Origin of the sequence: Enterococcus sp. AZ194 (genome assembly GCF_051713825.1) — a bacterium.
GTDB lineage: Bacteria > Bacillota > Bacilli > Lactobacillales > Enterococcaceae > Enterococcus_K.
The window spans coordinates 2108598-2126131 of record NZ_JBIOQR010000001.1 but is presented as its reverse complement, the minus strand read 5'-3'; the positions used below and the strand labels follow the sequence as shown (position 1 = coordinate 2126131).

The following is a 17534-nucleotide window of genomic DNA, read 5'->3' as shown; positions in this document are numbered from 1 at the left end:
AGATTCATTAGTTTTTAGGAGGTAGGAAAGATGGTAAATGTAACACTAACAGTTTTAGACAAAGATGGAAAGATTCGAGTAGGCGAGCAAACAGATGAACGGATTGACAAAAAATTGTGTGTGACATCCGAAGAAGTTGCGCACCTTTCTATGCGTAACTTTACTTATCATGAAGGGGATCAACTACGGATTCAGACGGATAAAGCGGGCGTGTACTTGATGGTGAAATTAGATGAGACGTTGGATACCTCTCTTATATATTTACCAGAAAATGAGTGGACATACGAATTGTCATTTGCTAAAAATCGTATAGAGGCAAGACCTGAAAGTCGCTTTTTGGGGACGAGTCACTATGTAAGTGCGCGAGTGGCTACAGAAGAAGAAGTGAACATGTATCGAAACCTTGCGTTAAATCCACATGACCAAAAAGATTTTCTTGGCGCGTATCCGCATGCTCATGCGAATGTTGAAACGAGAAATGATGCTACCTTTTTTGCTTGTAATGCGATTGACGGTGTTTATGCTAATCACTCTCATGGACCTTATCCGTTTCAGTCATGGGGAATTAATCAACAAGCAGATGCTGAATTGACGATTGACTTTGGACGGTTGGTGTCATTAAACAAAGTGGTCTTTACGTGGCGTGCTGATTTTCCACATGATAGTTATTGGACAAACGTGACATTGAAGTTTTCAGATGGCAGCGAAGAATCGTTTGAGACCCAAAAGACAGAAAAATCACAGAGCTTTTTGTTTGCAGACAGAAAGGTTACTTCGGTAAGTTTTGGCAAGCTTATTCAAGCCAACGATCCATCGCCGTTTCCAGCATTGACCCAGATTGAGTTTTGGGGAACAAATGTTGATATCTCAGAGGATTAGTGAATGACTACAGAACTGATCAATCAAATCATCGAAGAAGCAGATAACTATTTACAAGAATTGAAAGTGGTGGAAATACCTGTTAGTGGATATATCGATTATCTGACGACAGGTGAGAGACTTTCCTTTGAAAATGCTTATTTTGCAAGGCGAAGACAAGCTGCCGTTCTGGTACTAGCTTTTATCGAAACTAAAAATCAACAAATAAAGCCTTTTTTTGAACAAGTTCTTTGGGAAATTTGTAATGAGTATACCTGGGCCTTGCCCGCACATTTGCCAATTGAAGAAGAGCACTATGGAAAAGACGCTTCTCAATGGTTGGATTTATTTGCGGCGGAGACCGGTCAAATGTTAGCTGAAATCGTTGAATTAGTTGGCGATGACTTGACACCACTTGTGAGAAACCGGCTTATATCAGAACTTGAAAGGCGAATTTTACAACCTTTTGAGCGCAGATCATGGGACTGGGAATCTGCCAAAAGTAATTGGAGTGCAGTGGTTGGTGGCTCAATCGGGCTAGTAGCTTTATCTATTCTCCACTCTGACAGTGTTCGTCAAAAAAAAATACTAGAAAAAGTGGCCAAAAGCATGACCGCCTATCTTAGTAGTTTTGGCGAGGACGGCGCGTGTGAAGAAGGACTTAGCTACTGGGCATATGGGTTTGGTTATTATATATATTTTGCTGAAAAATACGCTCGAGTGTTGGGTGATGACCGTTATTTGCGATTGGAAAAAGTCAAAAAAATCGCTTCATTTCCGGCCTATGTTGTGATTAACGAGACGGAAGGGATTCCTTTTTCAGATTATCATCCAGCTGAATTACCTAGTGGTTTGGTGAGTTTTTGTAGAGAATATTTTAAGGTAGAGGTTCCAGCAGTTAAAATGGTCAATGATTTAGATTATGATCATTGTTATCGATTTGCAGCTCTTTATAGAAACCTTCTGTGGACAAAAGAAATTGATGAGGGTAAAAAAGAAGGCGCGCATTACTTTTCGGATGTTGAATGGGGAATTTTTCAATCAAGAGAGGAAAATCTTGTTTTTGCGGCCAAGGGTGGGCGCAATGATGAAAGTCACAACCATATTGATGTTGGACAGTTTGTTTTTGGTTCGTTTGAGGAATTGTATTTAACAGATTTAGGCGCAGGAGAGTATACGAAAGCGTATTTCGATGAAACAATACGCTATCAGTTCTTGGTGAATGGAGCGAGAGGGCATTCTATTCCAATTGTTAATTCCAAAGAGCAACAAGCAGGACCGTACGCCGCAAAGAATACAAGGTTTGAACAGGTCAACAATCACTTTATTTTTGAAACAGATCTTGCGCCAACTTATCAAAGTGAAGAAATAAGCGCAATTACCAGAACGCTGACCTTAAATTCAATAGAAAGAACCGTATTTTTGCGAGATAAGTTTGAGATGACCACACCAGTCAATCAAGTAACAGAGTGTTTTGTAACGACTAATCCAGTTGAGGTTTATGACAAAAAAATTCAGATTCTTAGTATCCATTCAGAAGAACGGTGCGAGATAACTTTTTCTGGAGACATTCATGTACAAAAAGAAGAGTATTTGGCACATGATGGGACACAAAAATTTGCCAATCTTATTCAAATAAAAAATACATTAGGACACATAGGGGAGATACAGCTGACGTTTCGAATCATAAGATGAGTTAAGAAAGTCTTGGCCAGCTGATTTTCGAGACCTTCAACTCTAGCATGTGACCTGCGTAGAAGTTGTTGAGATAAGAACGCAGTGCAGATGGAGTTTCTTCTGTTCTGATCGTTTATTCAGATGTTAAGAGCCGGTATAATTTGAAAAGTTATATTCCTGGCTCACATTCTCGCAAGCAAACTAAAAGACCTGAAAGAAAGAGAAAATTCTCTAGCTTTCAGGTTTTTTTAATTGGTTAAGGGACGTGGCTTAGTGGTTGAGCCGCGAACGACTAGTTCTGTCCCTAGGAATACTCGTTTGGCAATTCCTGGTGTGTGAATTCGTTCATGTAACATGTTAATTCCAACCTCACCCATTTCCTCTGTATATGCGCGAACAGTTGACAGTGGGGGAGTAATGTATCTTGAAATCGAGAGGTCATTAATCCCCATCACGCTAATTTGTTCAGGTACTGAAATAGCATTAGCGGTGAGCGTATGGATAATCCCAATGGCAAATGCATCATTAGCCGCCAAAATAGCTGTAGGTAAGTCGTCTTTCCATGTACTTAGAGCTTGGGCTGTGAGAGATTCACTCGTTTTTACATCAAGCTGACTGTTTTCTTTTACAATAAAATACTTTTCATCAAACAAACCCAGATTCTTCATCATATCGATGTAAATATTTGTTGTCGGCGTTTTGTATTTTCTGTATCCATGTAAGTTATTACTTTCTTCTGCCCCAATATAGGCAATTTTAGTATGTCCAAGCTCCAACAAATGATTAATAGCGATTTCGGTTGCTTGAGAAAAATCAGTATTCACACAATCATATTCGTGTAAGGGGAAATTTGAACCAACCACACATAAATTAGCGACAGTTTCATTTAATTCATCGATCTTTTCTTCCGTAAATTTTCCGATGGCAAGAACGCCTTCAACTTCTTGGACGCCTTGTTGTTCCGTTTGCGAAAAGTTCACCACATTATAGCCTAGCTCAACGGCTCTTTTCTCTGCAGCTAAGCGAATAGACATATAGTAGATGTCTTCTAGTTCTTCATCACTCGTTCGCCAGGTAATTAAACCAATCGATTTTGTATTCACAAGGGAACTCTCTGTCTGTTTCAGTAGGTCAGTTCTACTTTTATTTTTTTTCTTATATTTTGTATAGTTCAACTTTTCTGCAATTTCAAATACTTTTCTTTTGGTTTCCTCTGTGGCAGAAAGCGTTGAGTCGTAGTTTAGCACACGCGAAACGGTCGAGATAGAGACACCGGCTTCTTTTGCAATATCCGTAATTGTTGCCATATTTTACCTCCTAAAATAGAGTCTATACCTATAGTATAGGGGATTTTACCAGAAAAACAAGTAAAAAAATAAAAATTTTACCAAAAAAACTTGCTTTTTTTACTAACTGAAGGTAAAATTTAGTAAAAGAAAACGCTTTTACATTTTTGGGGGGGTGATTGTATAAAAAAATTCTGTTGGATCATGTGTGGACTGATTGCAATCATGAGTGTTTCTGGCTGTTCAAATCAAACCACTCAAAATAAAGAACTGGAAGCTAATTTTACGCAAAAAACCAAACAGGAAATTAAAGAAAAAGCACGAATTTTTACAGAAGATGAATTCCAATCGGCTGAAGTACCGCTGAATGAATATGTTCAGCTGTCTGGAGAAATTATTCAGTCAGATCGTGAAACTGACTTAGTGAAAGGAGATCGTTTTATATTGAAGAGTGGTTCTAGCCGATATCAAGTCTTTAATGAACAAGAGGAACCTATTCAGGTAGGGGATCTAGTGACGGTATACGGTGAGTACTACGGATTTATAAAAGCAATAGTAATTGAAGGGAAGTAACGCAATGAACCAATATTTAACAAAAAATGACCTACAGAAAACATTAATGTCAATTGTAAATCCTCTCCGACCTTTTTATAAACAGGAGGTAGGAAAGCTACATCTAGGATCACATGGGACTGTATACTCTGAAGATACACGAGGTGTTGAGGCCTTTCTTCGTCCCTTATGGGGATTGGGTCCCTATTTTACTTCTGAGGATGACGAAGAATTACTAGAAACCTATATTCAAGGAGTGACTGCTGGAACAAACCCAGAAAGCGACTTTTATTGGGGAGACGTGACCGACTATGATCAACTAATCGTGGAGATGGCCTCGTTAAGTACGACATTGCTACTAAATAAAGAAAAAATTTGGGAGCGGTTAACGGATACAGAACAAACACACTTGGCTAATTGGCTGATTCAAGTGAATGAGCACGAAATTCCACGAAATAACTGGTATTTTTTCCGAATTCTAGTTAATGTTGCGCTAAAAAAATGTGGGCGACCTTTTTCACAAAAACAAATTGATTCTGATTTCGATGTGATTAATCAGTTTTATTGTGAGAATGGCTGGTATTTTGATGGAGAAGAGACGCAGTTTGATTATTACATTTCTTTTGCCATTCATTATTATAGTTTAGTTTATGCCCGATTTATGGCAGAGGAAGACCCAGAGCGCGTAAAGGTCATTAAAGAGCGGGCAACAAAATTTGCTCAAACCTTTAAGTATTGGTTTGACAGTACTGGAGAAGCGCTTCCGTTTGGTAGAAGTTTAACGTATCGTTTTGCTCAAGTTAGTTTTTTCAGCGCGTTGGTATTTGCGGATGTAGAAGCCATACCCTGGGGAGAAATCAAAGGTCTGATTAGTAGACACTTAGACAATTGGCAAAAAAAAGAAATCTTTTCAACGGATGGGTTACTGACGGTGGGGTATCACTATCAAAATTTAGTATTTGCTGAAGGATACAATGCACCAGGTTCGCCTTATTGGGCATTAAAAACGTTCTTATTATTGGCGGTTCCTGATGAACATCCTTATTGGTCAGCTGAAGCGTTGCCTTTAACCATTGAAAAACGAACTCTCGCACTACCTGAAAGTAAAAATTTTTATCAATACAATCAAGACTTGACTCACTTACAAGCCTTTCCAGCGGGACAATTTGTTATGTATCAAAATCATCCGCAAGCGAAATACAGCAAATTTGTTTATTCAACAAAATTTGGCTTCAGTGTTCCAAAAACGGACTATTGGTACTACGAGGGCAATTATGATAGTACTTTAGCGTTGGCAAAGGATGGTCATTATTTTCGACCGAAAGACTTGGATACTGCTTATTCCATTTTAGAGGACCGGATTATTCATGAGTGGCAGCCTTGGAACGATGTGTTTGTAAAATCAACCATTATCCCACTAGAGACTTGTCATGTTCGGATTCATGAAATAGAGACGAAAGAGGAGTTGGCTGCCTATGATGGTGGGTTTAGTGTGCCGTTTCATGGCAAACTTCCAGAGGCCGATGCCAATAAGATTGTCGCAAGCTCAGAGATAGGAACCTCATCAGTTGAAGGTGTCTATGGTTATCAAACAGCTGAGATTGTTCGAACGGAACCAAATACTAACTTGTTTTATAAGCGGACGATGCTGCCGTATTTAAAAGCCGTTATCAAACCCGGGACACATTTACTTATCTCAATTGTTTCAGGAGTGATGCCTAATGAAAGCATAGATAAGCCTGTGATTGAGCAACAAGGGGAGAGGATTTATGTAAAACAACAAGAGAAAATGATTGAAATAAATGTAGGATGCAGGAGGATGAAATGAACAAATTAGAGTGGTTACCCAAAGAGATAGAGTTTGCTATAGAAAAGGTGAAAGAAAATCTTTCGACCTTTCAAGAGACAGTTCCTCCAGCGGCTAGTGTGGGGCTTGTGTACCCACAAGAAGAAAATATTGATTGGACAGCAAGTTTCTGGATTGGCATGTTATTTTTAGCAAAAGATTTAACAGAAGAGGAGACGTTCAATCAAACAATCGATAAACAGATGCGTTCATTTACGCATCGATTGGAAAATAAGATTGAGCTAGAAACGCACGATATCGGTTTTTTATACACCCTATCAGCTGTGGCAGATTATCAAGTGAATAAGAGAGAAGCCTCCAAAGAGCTTGCAATTCAGGCGGCTGATTTATTAATGAAACGGTATGACGAAAAGACCGGAATTATTCAAGCGTGGGGAGATTTAGATGATCCAAGCCAACGAGGAAGAATGATTATTGATTGTTTAATGAACTTACCATTATTGTACTTTGCTTCAAATATGACAGGAGATGAATCCTATAGAAAAGCGGCTTATGCGCATGCAAAGCAGACGCAAAAATATATTGTGAGAGATAATTTTACAACCTTTCACACCTACTATTTTGATACAGCTACAGGAGAACCGATTGAAGGTCGAACGCAACAGGGATTCTCTGATGATTCTTGTTGGGCACGAGGTCAAGCGTGGGGGATTTATGGGTTTACCTTGAGCTACAACCATACAGGGGATTACACATTTCTTGAAACTGCCAAACAAGTGGCTGATTATTTTATTAGCCAATTGCCAGAAGATAAAGTACCCTATTGGGATTTGATTTTTGGTGATGGAAGTGGCGAGGAGCGAGATAGCTCAGCTGCTTCGATTGCGGCTTGTGGGTTGTTAGAGCTTTCTAAACAACTCCCTTTAAGTGATCCCAAACATAATGAATATGAAGCAGTAGCAATAGAGATGTTGCAGGCTTTGTCTACAAAATATACGAGTGCTCAGACACCGAAATCAAACGGCCTTTTACTTGAAGGAGTTTATGATAAAAAGACGGATAAAGGTGTGAATGAGTGTATGATCTGGGGAGATTACTATTACCTAGAGGCGTTAACCAGATTAGCAAAAAGTTGGTTTAGTGTGTGGTAAAAATTTTTAAAATTTTTTAAATATGAAATGGAGGATTTTAAGATGAACTTTTGGAAAAAAGGGATTGCAACAGCGTTATTAGTGGGTAGTTTTGGGTTACTGAGTGCATGTGGAAATGGTGATAAAGACAAAAAAGATGGCGCTGCGAGCGATGAAACAACGTTAACTGTGACAACTTGGAACTATGATACAACACCTGAATTTGAAAAATTGTTCCGTGCCTTTGAAAAAGAAAATCCTGGTATCAAAGTCAAAGCGGTTGATATTGCTTCAGACGACTATGACACGAAGTTGACAACCATGTTATCTAGTGGGGATACGACAGATATTTTAACAATGAAGAATTTACTTTCTTACTCAAACTACGCCTTAAGAGATCAATTAGTTGATTTGACTGATCATATTGGTGGCTTAGAGATTGATCCTGCAAAAGATAGTTATTCTATGTATGATGTTGATGGTAAAACTTATGCTCAGCCTTACCGGACAGATTTCTGGGTTTTATACTATAACAAAAAAATGTTTGATGAAGCCGGACTTGATTATCCAAGCAACTTAACATGGGACGAGTACGAAGCACTGGCTAAAAAATTATCTAAACCAGATGAGCAAGTCTACGGCGCTTACCAACATACATGGCGTTCAACTGTTCAAGCCATTTCAGCAGCTCAAAATGGTAAAAATTTAGTTGATCCAGACTATGGTTTCTTAAAAGAAGATTATGAACGTGTGTTACGTATGCAAGATGAAAAAGCACAAATGGATTTTGGTACGGCCAAATCTACAAGTGTGACTTACCAATCTCAATTTGAAAATTCAAAAGCGGCAATGATGTATATGGGTTCATGGTATATGGGCGCATTATTAACCAATATTGATGCGGGAACGACGGATGTTGAATGGGGAATTGCTGAAATTCCTCAAAAAGAAAAAGGCAAAGAAATTCAAACATTCGGTTCACCAACTGCCTTTGCAATTAACAAAAATTCAAAACAACAAGAAGCCGCTCAAAAATTCCTTGATTTTTGTTCAGGAGAAAAAGGTGCGAAAGTTTTAGCAGAAGTCGGCGTAGTTCCTTCTTATAGAACTGATGCAATTAATAAAATGTATTTTGGTAGAAAAGGCATGCCAACAGATGAAGTTTCTCAAAAAGCCTTTAAGCCTGAAAAAATCGCGATTGAATTCCCTCTAGATCCTAATGGGCCAGCGATTGATAAAGTCTTACAAGAAGAGCATGATTTGATTCTTGTGGGTGATGAAACACCTGATAAAGCAATTTCAGCTATGGAAAAACGAGTAAAACAAGAAACAGAATAAGACATTTATAGGACTCTGAAGAGATAAGTAGACAGTAACTTGTCTCTTCAAGAGTTGATGCGAAAGGGGGCAGCTAAAAAACGAATGCGTTTTTTAGCAAACTTGTATGGAAGTTAGAAAACAATCTTCTCGGCGACTAAAAAGGAAAAACACGTTAATCGCCTGGTCATTTATTGCACCAAATTTTATCGGTTTTCTTATATTTACCTTAATTCCCGTTGCTTTTTCATTGATATTAGCCTTTATGAAATGGGACTCATTTAGTAAACCTGAATTTGTTGGGTTTAAGAACTTTACGAAAATGGTAGGGGATGAAACATTTTGGATTTCCCTAAAAAACACCTTCTTATATACAATTGGTGTGGTACCGTTAACCTTAATTTGTTCATTAGGATTAGCAATTTTATTGAATCAAAAAATACGTGGCGTTAAATTTTTCAGAACAGCCTTTTTCTTTCCTTACGTAACTTCTTTAGTAGCGATTGCGGTTGTTTGGAGTATGTTATTCCACCCAACGATGGGGCCAATAAATCAATTTCTTAAAGTGTTTATTGAAAATCCTCCTGGTTGGTTATCAAGCTCGGACTGGGCGTTAACGGCGATTATCATTGTTAGTGTTTGGCGTGGCATGGGCTATTATATGATTTTATACTTAGCAGGTCTTCAAAGTATTTCTAAAGAACTATATGAAGCGGCTGCTATGGATGGGGCCAATAAATGGAAACAGTTTATGAATATCACCGTACCATCATTAAGACCAACAACTTTTTTTGTCACTATTATGTTAGTCATTAACTGTTTTAAGATTTTCGATTTGGTCCAAGTGATGACGGATGGGGGCCCAGGACGTGCAACGAATGTCCTTGTCTACCAAGTATATAATGAAGCGTTCGTTAAATTTAACTTTGGTTATGCGTCAGCTATAGCAATGATTTTATTCGCTATTGTTTTAATTATTACGGTGATTCAATTTAAATGGAATCAAATTCAAGAGAGAGTGTAGGGGGGATTTTATATGAAAGTAACGAGCGTCGAGAGACCAAAACCAAAAGAAAAATTCGCAATGGGCCGTCTTTTGTTGTTTGTACTGCTCACCGTACTAGCACTAATTACGTTAGTACCCTTTATATGGATGATCTCTGCATCATTTAAAGCAAATAATGACGTGTTCTCTGTGCCTATTCAGTGGATTCCTAAAACGTGGCATCCAGAAAACTATTCTGTTATCTGGACGAGAATTCCTTTGTTAACATTTTTCAAAAACACCGCATTATTAAGTATCGTGATTACTTTAATTCAATTGTTTACCTCTAGTTTTGCGGCTTACGGTTTTTCAAAAATGAGTTTTAAAGGGCGCGATATTCTATTTCTTGCGTACATCGGAACAATTGCCGTACCTTGGCAGTCATACATGATTCCTCAATTCATCATGATGAGACAGCTTGGCTTAACAGATTCGTTAATGTCTCTAGTTTTACTTCAGGCCTTTAATGCGTTTGGCGTATTCTTACTGAAACAGTATTATAGTAGTATTCCAGATTCATTATGTGAAAGTGCGCGAATTGATGGACTGTCTGAGTGGGGAATTTACAGAAGAATTATTTTACCATTAACAAAACCAGCACTGGCAAGTTTAACGATTATTACATTTGTCAACACGTGGAATGACTATATGGGACCATTTATCTACTTATCCTCAACGGAAAATAAAACCATTCAGTTGGGCTTAAAAATGTTTGTTGGCTTATACGATGCAGAATACGCATTAATTATGGCGGCGTCCGTATTATCTATTTTACCGGTTGGAATTGTGTTTATTGCGATGCAAAAATACTTTGTAGAAGGAATTGCCTCTTCAGGTGTAAAAGGTTAAAAAGGAGTAGAAGTGTATGTTTAAGAAGCAAGCGTTTGAAAATAACATTTATATGAAACTATTTCGTTGGGCCTATATTATATTAATCGGAAATCTTTGTTTTCTTCTCGTGAATAGTCCGTTTTTTCTAGTCGCTATCACGACGGCTATCGATAGTAGAAACATTCTTTTATTTAGTCTAGCCTTGCTCTTTTTCATCCCGTCTTCTTTAACGGTTATTGCCTGGTTGAATAAATGGCGAGAAGAGAAAGATATCGAGCCTGCCAAACAATTTTTTATGCTTTATAGACTTGTCTGGCGTAAAAGTATTTCGCTTGGGGGCATTGGTTGGTTAGTTAGTCTAATCGCGGGAATGGATATTCTCTTTTTCTTGCGATTATCTAGTGGGAAATGGTTTATTCCGTTCTTTTTTATTCTCATTTTGATGGCGCTTAGTGTAAGTATCAATAACTTTTATTTTCAAGTGAGAAATCCACAACTAAAGAGTAAGATCATTTATAAGACTTCTTTCTATTTTTCGCTAAAAAAATGGTATGTTAGTCTATTAAATACTATTTTACTGCTAGCCGTTCCTATCCTAATGCTAGTCAAGCCACAATTTGGCTTTCTTGTGACGCCCGTCATTTTTTTCGGAGCAATTTATTTAAACTGTCTTCAAATGACTAAAAGCTTACGCACGGTTTAATCAAAACTGAAAAAAACACATAAACCATCCAGGAAACTCTTACGTATCTTTCGTAGGTAGATTTGCTGTGATGGTTATTTGTGTTAACTGCTAAACAAGGAGGTCGGAACAGAGGTGTTTCACTCTGAGAACTGGATTGATACGGTACAACATCAACTCCTACTTCGCCGTGTTTTACAGCAGCAAAGAACCTTCTAACATGTCGTCCATGCGTAGAAATTGACAAGAACGGAACGTAGTTTTTCAATTCTTAAGGTCTTTCACCTATAGAAATTGATGAGATTGGGGTATGGCTTTTACAGAGTTGGTCTATGCCCATCGTTTATTCGGCGGAGTTTGGAGCATAACTTCATAAGTCATGTCCTGGCCTCTTACTGAAATATTTTTGACTGTTATCTTAGAGTTTTTGCATATTTGTTCACCGCTTTGTTCTAGTAAGATTTTTTATTAGTAATTAAGCGAGCCTTTGATTTTTTTAAAAAAATTTTTTAGTGACTTGCTTTTTTTTCGGATTCAGCCTATTATTTTCTTATACGGAAAAGGAGAATCCTGTTGTGGAAAAAAAGAAACCTTATGGCACTGTCTTAATTAAAGCGGCCTCTATCTTAGATTTTTTGTCTAATACCCCAGATAGTAGCCTTCAAGAAATCACGGAAGGCACACAGATGACAGCTTCGACTACTTTGAAGATTCTTGACACACTTGTGCAGATTGGGTACGTGAATAGAAATACGGATAAACGATATAGTTTAGGTAGTAAATTGATTCGTTATGCCAATCAAAACATTGAACAATTAGATTTGGTGAAGCTGACACAGCCTTATTTGGAAAGCCTGCAAGCGCAGGTAGATGAGACGATTCATCTAGGGATTTTAGCCAATCAAGAAATTCTTTATGTGAATAAGCTTGAGCCCAAAAATCAAACGATTCGAATGTCTTCGAAAATCGGTGTGACGCGTCCTCTGTATAATTCTGCGATGGGTAAAGCAGTTCTTGCAGAATTGCCAGTTGAGGATGTAGATCTTTATTTGAATGAGAACGAATTGGTTCCTTATACTGAAGAAACGATTACGAATCCGTTGAAGTTGAGAAAAGAGTTGAAGAGGATTCAACAAGAGAAAATTGCTTTTGATGATGAAGAAGTCGAAAGAGATATCTTTTGTATTGGGACAGCGCTTGTCGCGAATCAAAAAGTAGTTGGGGCATTTAGTATTAGTATGCCGAAGTACCGAATTAATGAAGAATTGAAAGCAAAAATTATTCGTGAGGTTTTAGAGGTCAAGGGAATGATTGAGCAAAAACTGAGTAAATAAAGTTTAAGAGTGAGGTTGAGACAGGAGTTACTTCTGCGCCCAGCCTCATTCTTTTTTGGTAGATGAAAAAGAGAGACATGGTTAAAAAGAAAATTTAAAAAAGAAAATGACGTGAAACGGTTGCATTTTTTTCTGCATCTCGTATAATAGAGATATGATTTCTTTATGATAAAATAAGATTTCCAAATAAGAAAAGAGTGAATCGGATGAAAAAAGTAGAAACGTTAATTGGTTTAAAAAATGCTGGCGTCATCGCTGTGGTTCGTGGAGCAACAAAAGACGAAGCGATTCAAGCGAGTCACGCGATTATAAAAGGCGGAATTTTCGGTATCGAGTTAACTTTTACTGTTCCTCAAGCTGATGAAGTGATTCGTGAATTAGCAACGGCTTATAAAGACCAACCAGAAGTCTTGATTGGTGCAGGGACTGTTCTTGATGCAACAACTGCTCGTTTAGCAATTATGGCAGGGGCCCAATATATCGTAAGCCCAAGCTTTGATTTACAAACGGCTGAACTTTGTAACTTGTATCAAATTCCTTATTTGCCTGGTTGTATGACTATTACAGAAATGCAAACAGCTTTAAAGAGTGGCGTAGATATTATCAAACTGTTCCCAGGTAGCGCGTATGGCCCAAGTATTGTTTCTGCATTTAAAGCACCGTTCCCGCAATTGAATATTATGCCAACAGGTGGGGTTAGCTTAGACAACATGGCTGATTGGTTTAAAGCAGGCGTTGTTGCTGTCGGTGTTGGTGGTAATTTGTTAGCGCCAGCAGCAGTTGGTGATTTTGATAAAGTAACGCAAGTGGCAAAACAGTATGCGGCGAAACTTAAAGAAATTAAGGGGTAACACGTATGGGAAAAGTCATTACGCTTGGTGAAATTATGTTGCGTTTTTCTACTAGTCAAGGAACACGACTAGCCCAAAGTGATACGTTAGCCGTTCATTATGGTGGCGGGGAAGCCAATGTGGCGATTTCCCTAGCAAATTATGGACATGAAGCATCGTTTGTCAGTAAGGTTCCAGACAATGCGTTAGGAGAAGCAGTCAAAAAGCATCTTCAACGATATCATGTGGGAACAGAATTTTTGCTGTTTGGTGGAGAGCGGTTAGGCACTTATTACCTAGAATCAGGGATTGGTCAAAGAGCCGCTTCGGTTGTCTACGATAGAGCTCATTCAAGCTTTGCCGAAATGACTTCGATTGACTGGTCCGAAGAAGAACTGTTTAAGGATGTGGATATTTTCCACGTATCTGGTATCACGCCAGCACTTAGTTCCTCTTGGCAAACGCTGACGCTTGAATTAATTAAGGCAGCGAAAAAGCATGGCTGTAAAGTTAGCTTTGATATCAACTATCGTGGCAAGCTTTGGACACAAAAAGAAGCGGGACGCGTCTTAAAAACCTTACTTCCTTATGTAGATTATTGCTCGGCGGGTTACCTAGATGCGATTCACTTATTAGGTATCACACCTCAGCCAAATGAAGAGCTACCCTATTACTACAAAAAAATACAAGAGCTGTACCCGAATATTTCTGTTTTTTATTCTACCAAACGAGAAGTCATTTCGGCTTCTGACAACCAATTAATTGGTACGTTATGGATGGATCAAACGTATTACCAATCAGCTACCCAAGAGATTGTACCAATTGTCGATCGTGTGGGTGGAGGAGATGCCTTTTGTGGGGGAATCTTGCATGGTCTTTTGAATCAAGAGGAACCACAAAAAATGATCGAATTTGCAACAGCTACATCCGCTTTGAAGCACACAGTTCATGGCGATTGCAATCAATTTAGTGAAGAAGAAGTCAATAGCTTTTTAGCTGCTGGCTCTGGAAAAATAATAAGATAGGGAGTCGTTAAACAATGCAAAACATGGAAAATCGTTACACACACAGTCCGGAAGATATCCGTCATTACTCAACAGAACAATTGCGTCAAGAATTTTTAGTAGAAAAAGTCTTTGTACCGGGTGAAATTAGCTTAACTTATACACATAATGACCGTATGATTTTTGGTGGTGTGACACCAACAACAAAAGAATTAGAAATTACTTTAGATAAAGAATTAGGCGTAGAGTATTTCTTAGAGCGTCGTGAATTAGGGGTTATCAACATTGGTGGACCTGGATTCATCGAAATCGATGGCGAAAAAGAAGAGATGAAAAAACAATACGGTTATTATATCGGAAAAGAAACAAAACATGTGGTCTTTTCTTCTGCAGATCCTAAGAACCCAGCTAAATTCTACGTGAGCTGCGTTCCTGCACATCACAAATATCCAAATGTTAAGATTAGTATCGACCAAGTGAAACCAATGGAAGCAGGAGAAGGTTTGTCATTGAATGAACGTAAGATTTATCAATACATTCATCCAAACGTTTGCGAAAGTTGCCAATTGCAAATGGGTTATACAATCTTAGAACCAGGTAGTGCTTGGAATACAATGCCTTGTCATACGCATGAACGTCGTATGGAAGCCTATGTTTATTTTGATTTTGCAAAAGATGATACGAAGGTTTTCCATATGATGGGTAAACCTGATGAAACAAAACACTTAGTAGTGGATCAAGATCAAGCGGTGATTTCACCAAGCTGGTCAATTCACTCAGGCGTCGGTACTGGAAATTATTCGTTTATCTGGTCAATGTGTGGCGAAAATATCACTTACACAGACATGGATATGGTAGATATGGGCGACTTAAAATAGGAGGAAACTAAAAATGAGTTTTTCAATGGATATGTTTAATTTAAATGGCAAGATTGCCTTAGTTACAGGGGCTGTTTACGGAATTGGTTTTGAGATTGCAAAGGGCTTGGCTGCAGCTGGCGCAACGATTGTATTTAACGATCGTTCTGAAGAAGGCGTGCAAAAAGGTTTAGCTAACTACAAAGAAATCGGCATTAAAGCGCATGGGTTTGTTTTTGATATCACTGATGAAGTGGCTGTCGAAAAAGGCGTAAAACAAATCGAATCTGAAGTTGGTGTGATTGATATTTTAGTGAATAACGCTGGAATCATCAAACGTATCCCAATGTTAGAAATGACAGCTGACGATTTCCGTCAAGTAATTGATATTGATTTGAATGGACAGTTTATTATGTCAAAAGCTGTTTTACCTTCAATGATTAAAAAAGGTCACGGAAAAATCATTAACATTTGTTCAATGATGAGTGAGCTTGGTCGTGAAACAGTAGCGGGTTATGCAGCTGCTAAGGGCGGGCTGAAAATGTTAACGAAAAATATTTGTTCTGAGTTTGGGGAAGCAAACATCCAATGTAACGGCATTGGCCCTGGTTACATTGCAACACCTCAAACAGCTCCATTGCGTGAGTTACAAGAAGATGGTTCAAGACATCCGTTTGATCAATTTATTATTTCTAAAACACCAGCAGCACGTTGGGGAGAACCAGATGACTTAGCTGGTTCAGCAGTTTTCTTAGCTTCTGATGCTTCAAATTTTGTCAACGGACACATTTTATATGTGGATGGCGGAATCTTAGCTTACATTGGTAAACAACCTTAAGCTGAGAAAGCGATATTTAAGCAAATCTCTGACATCGAAATATCCAAGTAGATGATGGGTGTGGAAGTAAGATCCTTTCAATATAAAGGGTCACCAAGAGAGATTGGTCGTTTCCACCTATTTTTACACAATCAAAAAATCAGATAATTTCTGTATACCGCAAGTTTTGTGGTGCAGAGGTTATCTGTTTTTTTAGTTATTGGCTTTTTGTGAATCGAACAAAATTATTGTTGCATTTGCAACAATAATTTATTATCATAAAAAAGTGGAGGTGAGTTTGTGGAAGAGATTTTACGTGAAATTGGTGTGATTGCACGGGCGTTGGATTCGATTGCAAACATTGAATTTAAAGAATTCGAATTGACTCGTGGGCAGTATGTATATTTGGTTCGAATCTATGAAAATAAAGGAATCATTCCTGAACAGTTAGCGGAAATGATTAAGGTGGATCGCTCTACAGCTTCGCGGGCGATTCAACGTTTGGTCGAAAAAGGTTTTGTTGAAAAGGTGATGGATGAAGAGAACAAAAAAATTATCCATCTTCAGACAACCGCTAAAGGCAATGATAGAGCGGTATTCATACTACGAGAAAATGAGCATTCCAAAAAAGCAGCTCTGGATGGTTTGCCCGCAAAAGAACAAAAAGAGCTATATCGATTATTGCAAAAAGTCAAAGAGAACGTTAATGAAGACTGGCACTTCGTAAAAAGTGGTGGAAAAAGAAAATACTAGAAGGGGCTGCTTTGGTAGGCACCATTTATTGACCGTATAGTAGACCCAAGAATTTTGAAGTGAAATTCTAGGTCTTAGATTAGATATAAAGGATTAGCTAGGAGTTGAGTGAGATGGAAAATAATTTAGAGTGGAAGCAGTGTACGATTGCTGATGTAGAGACCCTTCGCGCGCTGAGTATTGAGACGTATACGGCAACATTTGCTGAACAGAATACAGAAAAGGCCTTGGTTGATTATTTAGAGCAAGCCTATAATGAGGAGCAGCTAAAAAAAGAGCTGAACGAAAAGAACAGTTTCTTTTTCTTTATGCAAAAAGGAACAGAGATTGTTGGTTACATAAAACTAAACATTGGGCAAGCGCAATCAGAAGATCTTCAGCCTCATGCTCTTGAGGTGGAGCGGATTTATATTCGTTCTGCTCATAAAAGGAAGGGGTATGGCAGTGCAGGTCTTAAAAAAGCAGAAGAAATTGCCAAAAGTTTGCACAAAACTTCTATTTGGTTGGGTGTCTGGGAGTTTAATCATAAGGCGCGAGCTTTTTATGAACGACAAGACTTTAAAGAGGTCGGTGCACATTCCTTTTTTATGGGAGAAGAAGAGCAGACGGATTTGCTTCTATTAAAAACTATCTAATGAAGCTGGAATTTCTGAAAGGTCAAAGCGATTTTCCAAAATCCCCAGCATAATGCTGTAAAACGCTATGAAGTATGAGTTGCCGTTGCATCGTACTGGATTTTTGAAGGGAAACACTT

17 protein-coding genes are annotated in these 17534 nt (G+C 38.3%); 16 read left to right on the top strand and 1 reads right to left on the bottom strand.

All coding sequences use genetic code 11. The features are described 5' to 3' along the window. Positions 1-30 precede the first annotated feature (30 nt). Positions 31-879: a hypothetical protein gene (locus tag IGI37_RS09815; protein WP_438761559.1), complete on the top strand. Its 849-nt coding sequence runs from the start codon at positions 31-33 to the stop codon at positions 877-879. 3 nt (positions 880-882) lie between these two features. After that, entirely contained in the window at positions 883-2553 is a 1671-nt protein-coding gene (locus IGI37_RS09810) for a hypothetical protein (protein WP_438761557.1), read from the top strand. A gap of 230 nt (positions 2554-2783) precedes the next feature. Here the strand turns inward: IGI37_RS09810 and IGI37_RS09805 are convergent, their stop codons facing one another. After that, the gene (locus IGI37_RS09805) at positions 2784-3842 is read right to left on the bottom strand and encodes a LacI family DNA-binding transcriptional regulator (RefSeq protein WP_438761556.1); all 1059 of its coding nucleotides are present in this window, start codon (positions 3840-3842) and stop codon (positions 2784-2786) included. A 204-nt stretch (positions 3843-4046) separates the two neighbouring features. Here IGI37_RS09805 and IGI37_RS09800 point away from each other — a divergent pair, with 204 nt between their 5' ends. From IGI37_RS09800 to IGI37_RS09735, 14 genes are all read left to right on the top strand, one after another. Beyond that, positions 4047-4394 carry a hypothetical protein gene (locus tag IGI37_RS09800; protein ID WP_438761555.1) on the top strand — a complete coding sequence of 116 codons (348 nt, stop codon included), beginning with the start codon at positions 4047-4049 and terminating at the stop codon, positions 4392-4394. A gap of 4 nt (positions 4395-4398) precedes the next feature. After that, positions 4399-6201: a DUF2264 domain-containing protein gene (locus IGI37_RS09795; RefSeq protein ID WP_438761553.1), complete on the top strand. Its 1803-nt coding sequence runs from the start codon at positions 4399-4401 to the stop codon at positions 6199-6201. Further along, on the top strand, positions 6198-7331 hold the full coding sequence (locus IGI37_RS09790; protein ID WP_438761551.1) for a glycoside hydrolase family 88 protein: 1134 nt from the start codon (positions 6198-6200) through the stop codon (positions 7329-7331). The genes IGI37_RS09795 and IGI37_RS09790 overlap by 4 nt, the downstream gene beginning before the upstream one ends. 42 nt (positions 7332-7373) lie before the next feature. Beyond that, entirely contained in the window at positions 7374-8648 is a 1275-nt protein-coding gene (locus IGI37_RS09785; protein ID WP_438761550.1) for an ABC transporter substrate-binding protein, read from the top strand. Between the two features lie 106 nt (positions 8649-8754). Next, positions 8755-9651, top strand: a complete 897-nt coding sequence (locus IGI37_RS09780) for a carbohydrate ABC transporter permease (RefSeq protein ID WP_438761548.1) — start codon at positions 8755-8757, stop codon at positions 9649-9651. Positions 9652-9711: 60 nt separating this feature from the next. Further along, on the top strand, positions 9712-10521 hold the full coding sequence (locus IGI37_RS09775; protein ID WP_438763629.1) for a carbohydrate ABC transporter permease: 810 nt from the start codon (positions 9712-9714) through the stop codon (positions 10519-10521). Between the two features lie 16 nt (positions 10522-10537). Then, positions 10538-11206, top strand: a complete 669-nt coding sequence (locus tag IGI37_RS09770; RefSeq protein ID WP_438761546.1) for a DUF624 domain-containing protein — start codon at positions 10538-10540, stop codon at positions 11204-11206. A 554-nt stretch (positions 11207-11760) separates the two neighbouring features. Further along, positions 11761-12519 carry an IclR family transcriptional regulator gene (locus tag IGI37_RS09765; RefSeq protein WP_438761545.1) on the top strand — a complete coding sequence of 253 codons (759 nt, stop codon included), beginning with the start codon at positions 11761-11763 and terminating at the stop codon, positions 12517-12519. A gap of 206 nt (positions 12520-12725) precedes the next feature. After that, on the top strand, positions 12726-13370 hold the full coding sequence (locus IGI37_RS09760; RefSeq protein WP_438761543.1) for a bifunctional 4-hydroxy-2-oxoglutarate aldolase/2-dehydro-3-deoxy-phosphogluconate aldolase: 645 nt from the start codon (positions 12726-12728) through the stop codon (positions 13368-13370). 5 nt (positions 13371-13375) lie between these two features. Further along, on the top strand, positions 13376-14374 hold the full coding sequence (locus IGI37_RS09755) for a PfkB family carbohydrate kinase (protein WP_438761541.1): 999 nt from the start codon (positions 13376-13378) through the stop codon (positions 14372-14374). A 14-nt stretch (positions 14375-14388) separates the two neighbouring features. Continuing rightward, positions 14389-15231 (top strand): 5-dehydro-4-deoxy-D-glucuronate isomerase, encoded by an 843-nt coding sequence (kduI, locus tag IGI37_RS09750; RefSeq protein WP_438761539.1) that lies wholly within the window; start codon positions 14389-14391, stop codon positions 15229-15231. Between the two features lie 13 nt (positions 15232-15244). Continuing rightward, positions 15245-16048 carry a gluconate 5-dehydrogenase gene (locus IGI37_RS09745; RefSeq protein WP_438761538.1) on the top strand — a complete coding sequence of 268 codons (804 nt, stop codon included), beginning with the start codon at positions 15245-15247 and terminating at the stop codon, positions 16046-16048. A gap of 279 nt (positions 16049-16327) precedes the next feature. Next, positions 16328-16780, top strand: coding sequence for a MarR family winged helix-turn-helix transcriptional regulator (locus IGI37_RS09740; RefSeq protein WP_438761537.1), 453 nt, complete (start codon positions 16328-16330; stop codon positions 16778-16780). Positions 16781-16893: 113 nt separating this feature from the next. Next, on the top strand, positions 16894-17415 hold the full coding sequence (locus IGI37_RS09735; protein ID WP_438761536.1) for a GNAT family N-acetyltransferase: 522 nt from the start codon (positions 16894-16896) through the stop codon (positions 17413-17415). Positions 17416-17534 lie beyond the last annotated feature (119 nt).

What these genes read in the sequence shown, in the direction of transcription:
- IGI37_RS09815 (WP_438761559.1), top strand. Translation starts at nt 31, where the DNA reads ATGGTAAATGTAACACTAACAGTTTTAGACAAAGATGGAAAGATTCGA.
- IGI37_RS09810 (WP_438761557.1), top strand. Translation starts at nt 883, where the DNA reads ATGACTACAGAACTGATCAATCAAATCATCGAAGAAGCAGATAACTAT.
- IGI37_RS09805 (WP_438761556.1), bottom strand. Translation starts at nt 3,842, where the DNA reads ATGGCAACAATTACGGATATTGCAAAAGAAGCCGGTGTCTCTATCTCG.
- IGI37_RS09800 (WP_438761555.1), top strand. Translation starts at nt 4,047, where the DNA reads ATGAGTGTTTCTGGCTGTTCAAATCAAACCACTCAAAATAAAGAACTG.
- IGI37_RS09795 (WP_438761553.1), top strand. Translation starts at nt 4,399, where the DNA reads ATGAACCAATATTTAACAAAAAATGACCTACAGAAAACATTAATGTCA.
- IGI37_RS09790 (WP_438761551.1), top strand. Translation starts at nt 6,198, where the DNA reads ATGAACAAATTAGAGTGGTTACCCAAAGAGATAGAGTTTGCTATAGAA.
- IGI37_RS09785 (WP_438761550.1), top strand. Translation starts at nt 7,374, where the DNA reads ATGAACTTTTGGAAAAAAGGGATTGCAACAGCGTTATTAGTGGGTAGT.
- IGI37_RS09780 (WP_438761548.1), top strand. Translation starts at nt 8,755, where the DNA reads ATGGAAGTTAGAAAACAATCTTCTCGGCGACTAAAAAGGAAAAACACG.
- IGI37_RS09775 (WP_438763629.1), top strand. Translation starts at nt 9,712, where the DNA reads ATGGGCCGTCTTTTGTTGTTTGTACTGCTCACCGTACTAGCACTAATT.
- IGI37_RS09770 (WP_438761546.1), top strand. Translation starts at nt 10,538, where the DNA reads ATGTTTAAGAAGCAAGCGTTTGAAAATAACATTTATATGAAACTATTT.
- IGI37_RS09760 (WP_438761543.1), top strand. Translation starts at nt 12,726, where the DNA reads ATGAAAAAAGTAGAAACGTTAATTGGTTTAAAAAATGCTGGCGTCATC.
- IGI37_RS09755 (WP_438761541.1), top strand. Translation starts at nt 13,376, where the DNA reads ATGGGAAAAGTCATTACGCTTGGTGAAATTATGTTGCGTTTTTCTACT.
- kduI (WP_438761539.1), top strand. Translation starts at nt 14,389, where the DNA reads ATGCAAAACATGGAAAATCGTTACACACACAGTCCGGAAGATATCCGT.
- IGI37_RS09745 (WP_438761538.1), top strand. Translation starts at nt 15,245, where the DNA reads ATGAGTTTTTCAATGGATATGTTTAATTTAAATGGCAAGATTGCCTTA.
- IGI37_RS09735 (WP_438761536.1), top strand. Translation starts at nt 16,894, where the DNA reads ATGGAAAATAATTTAGAGTGGAAGCAGTGTACGATTGCTGATGTAGAG.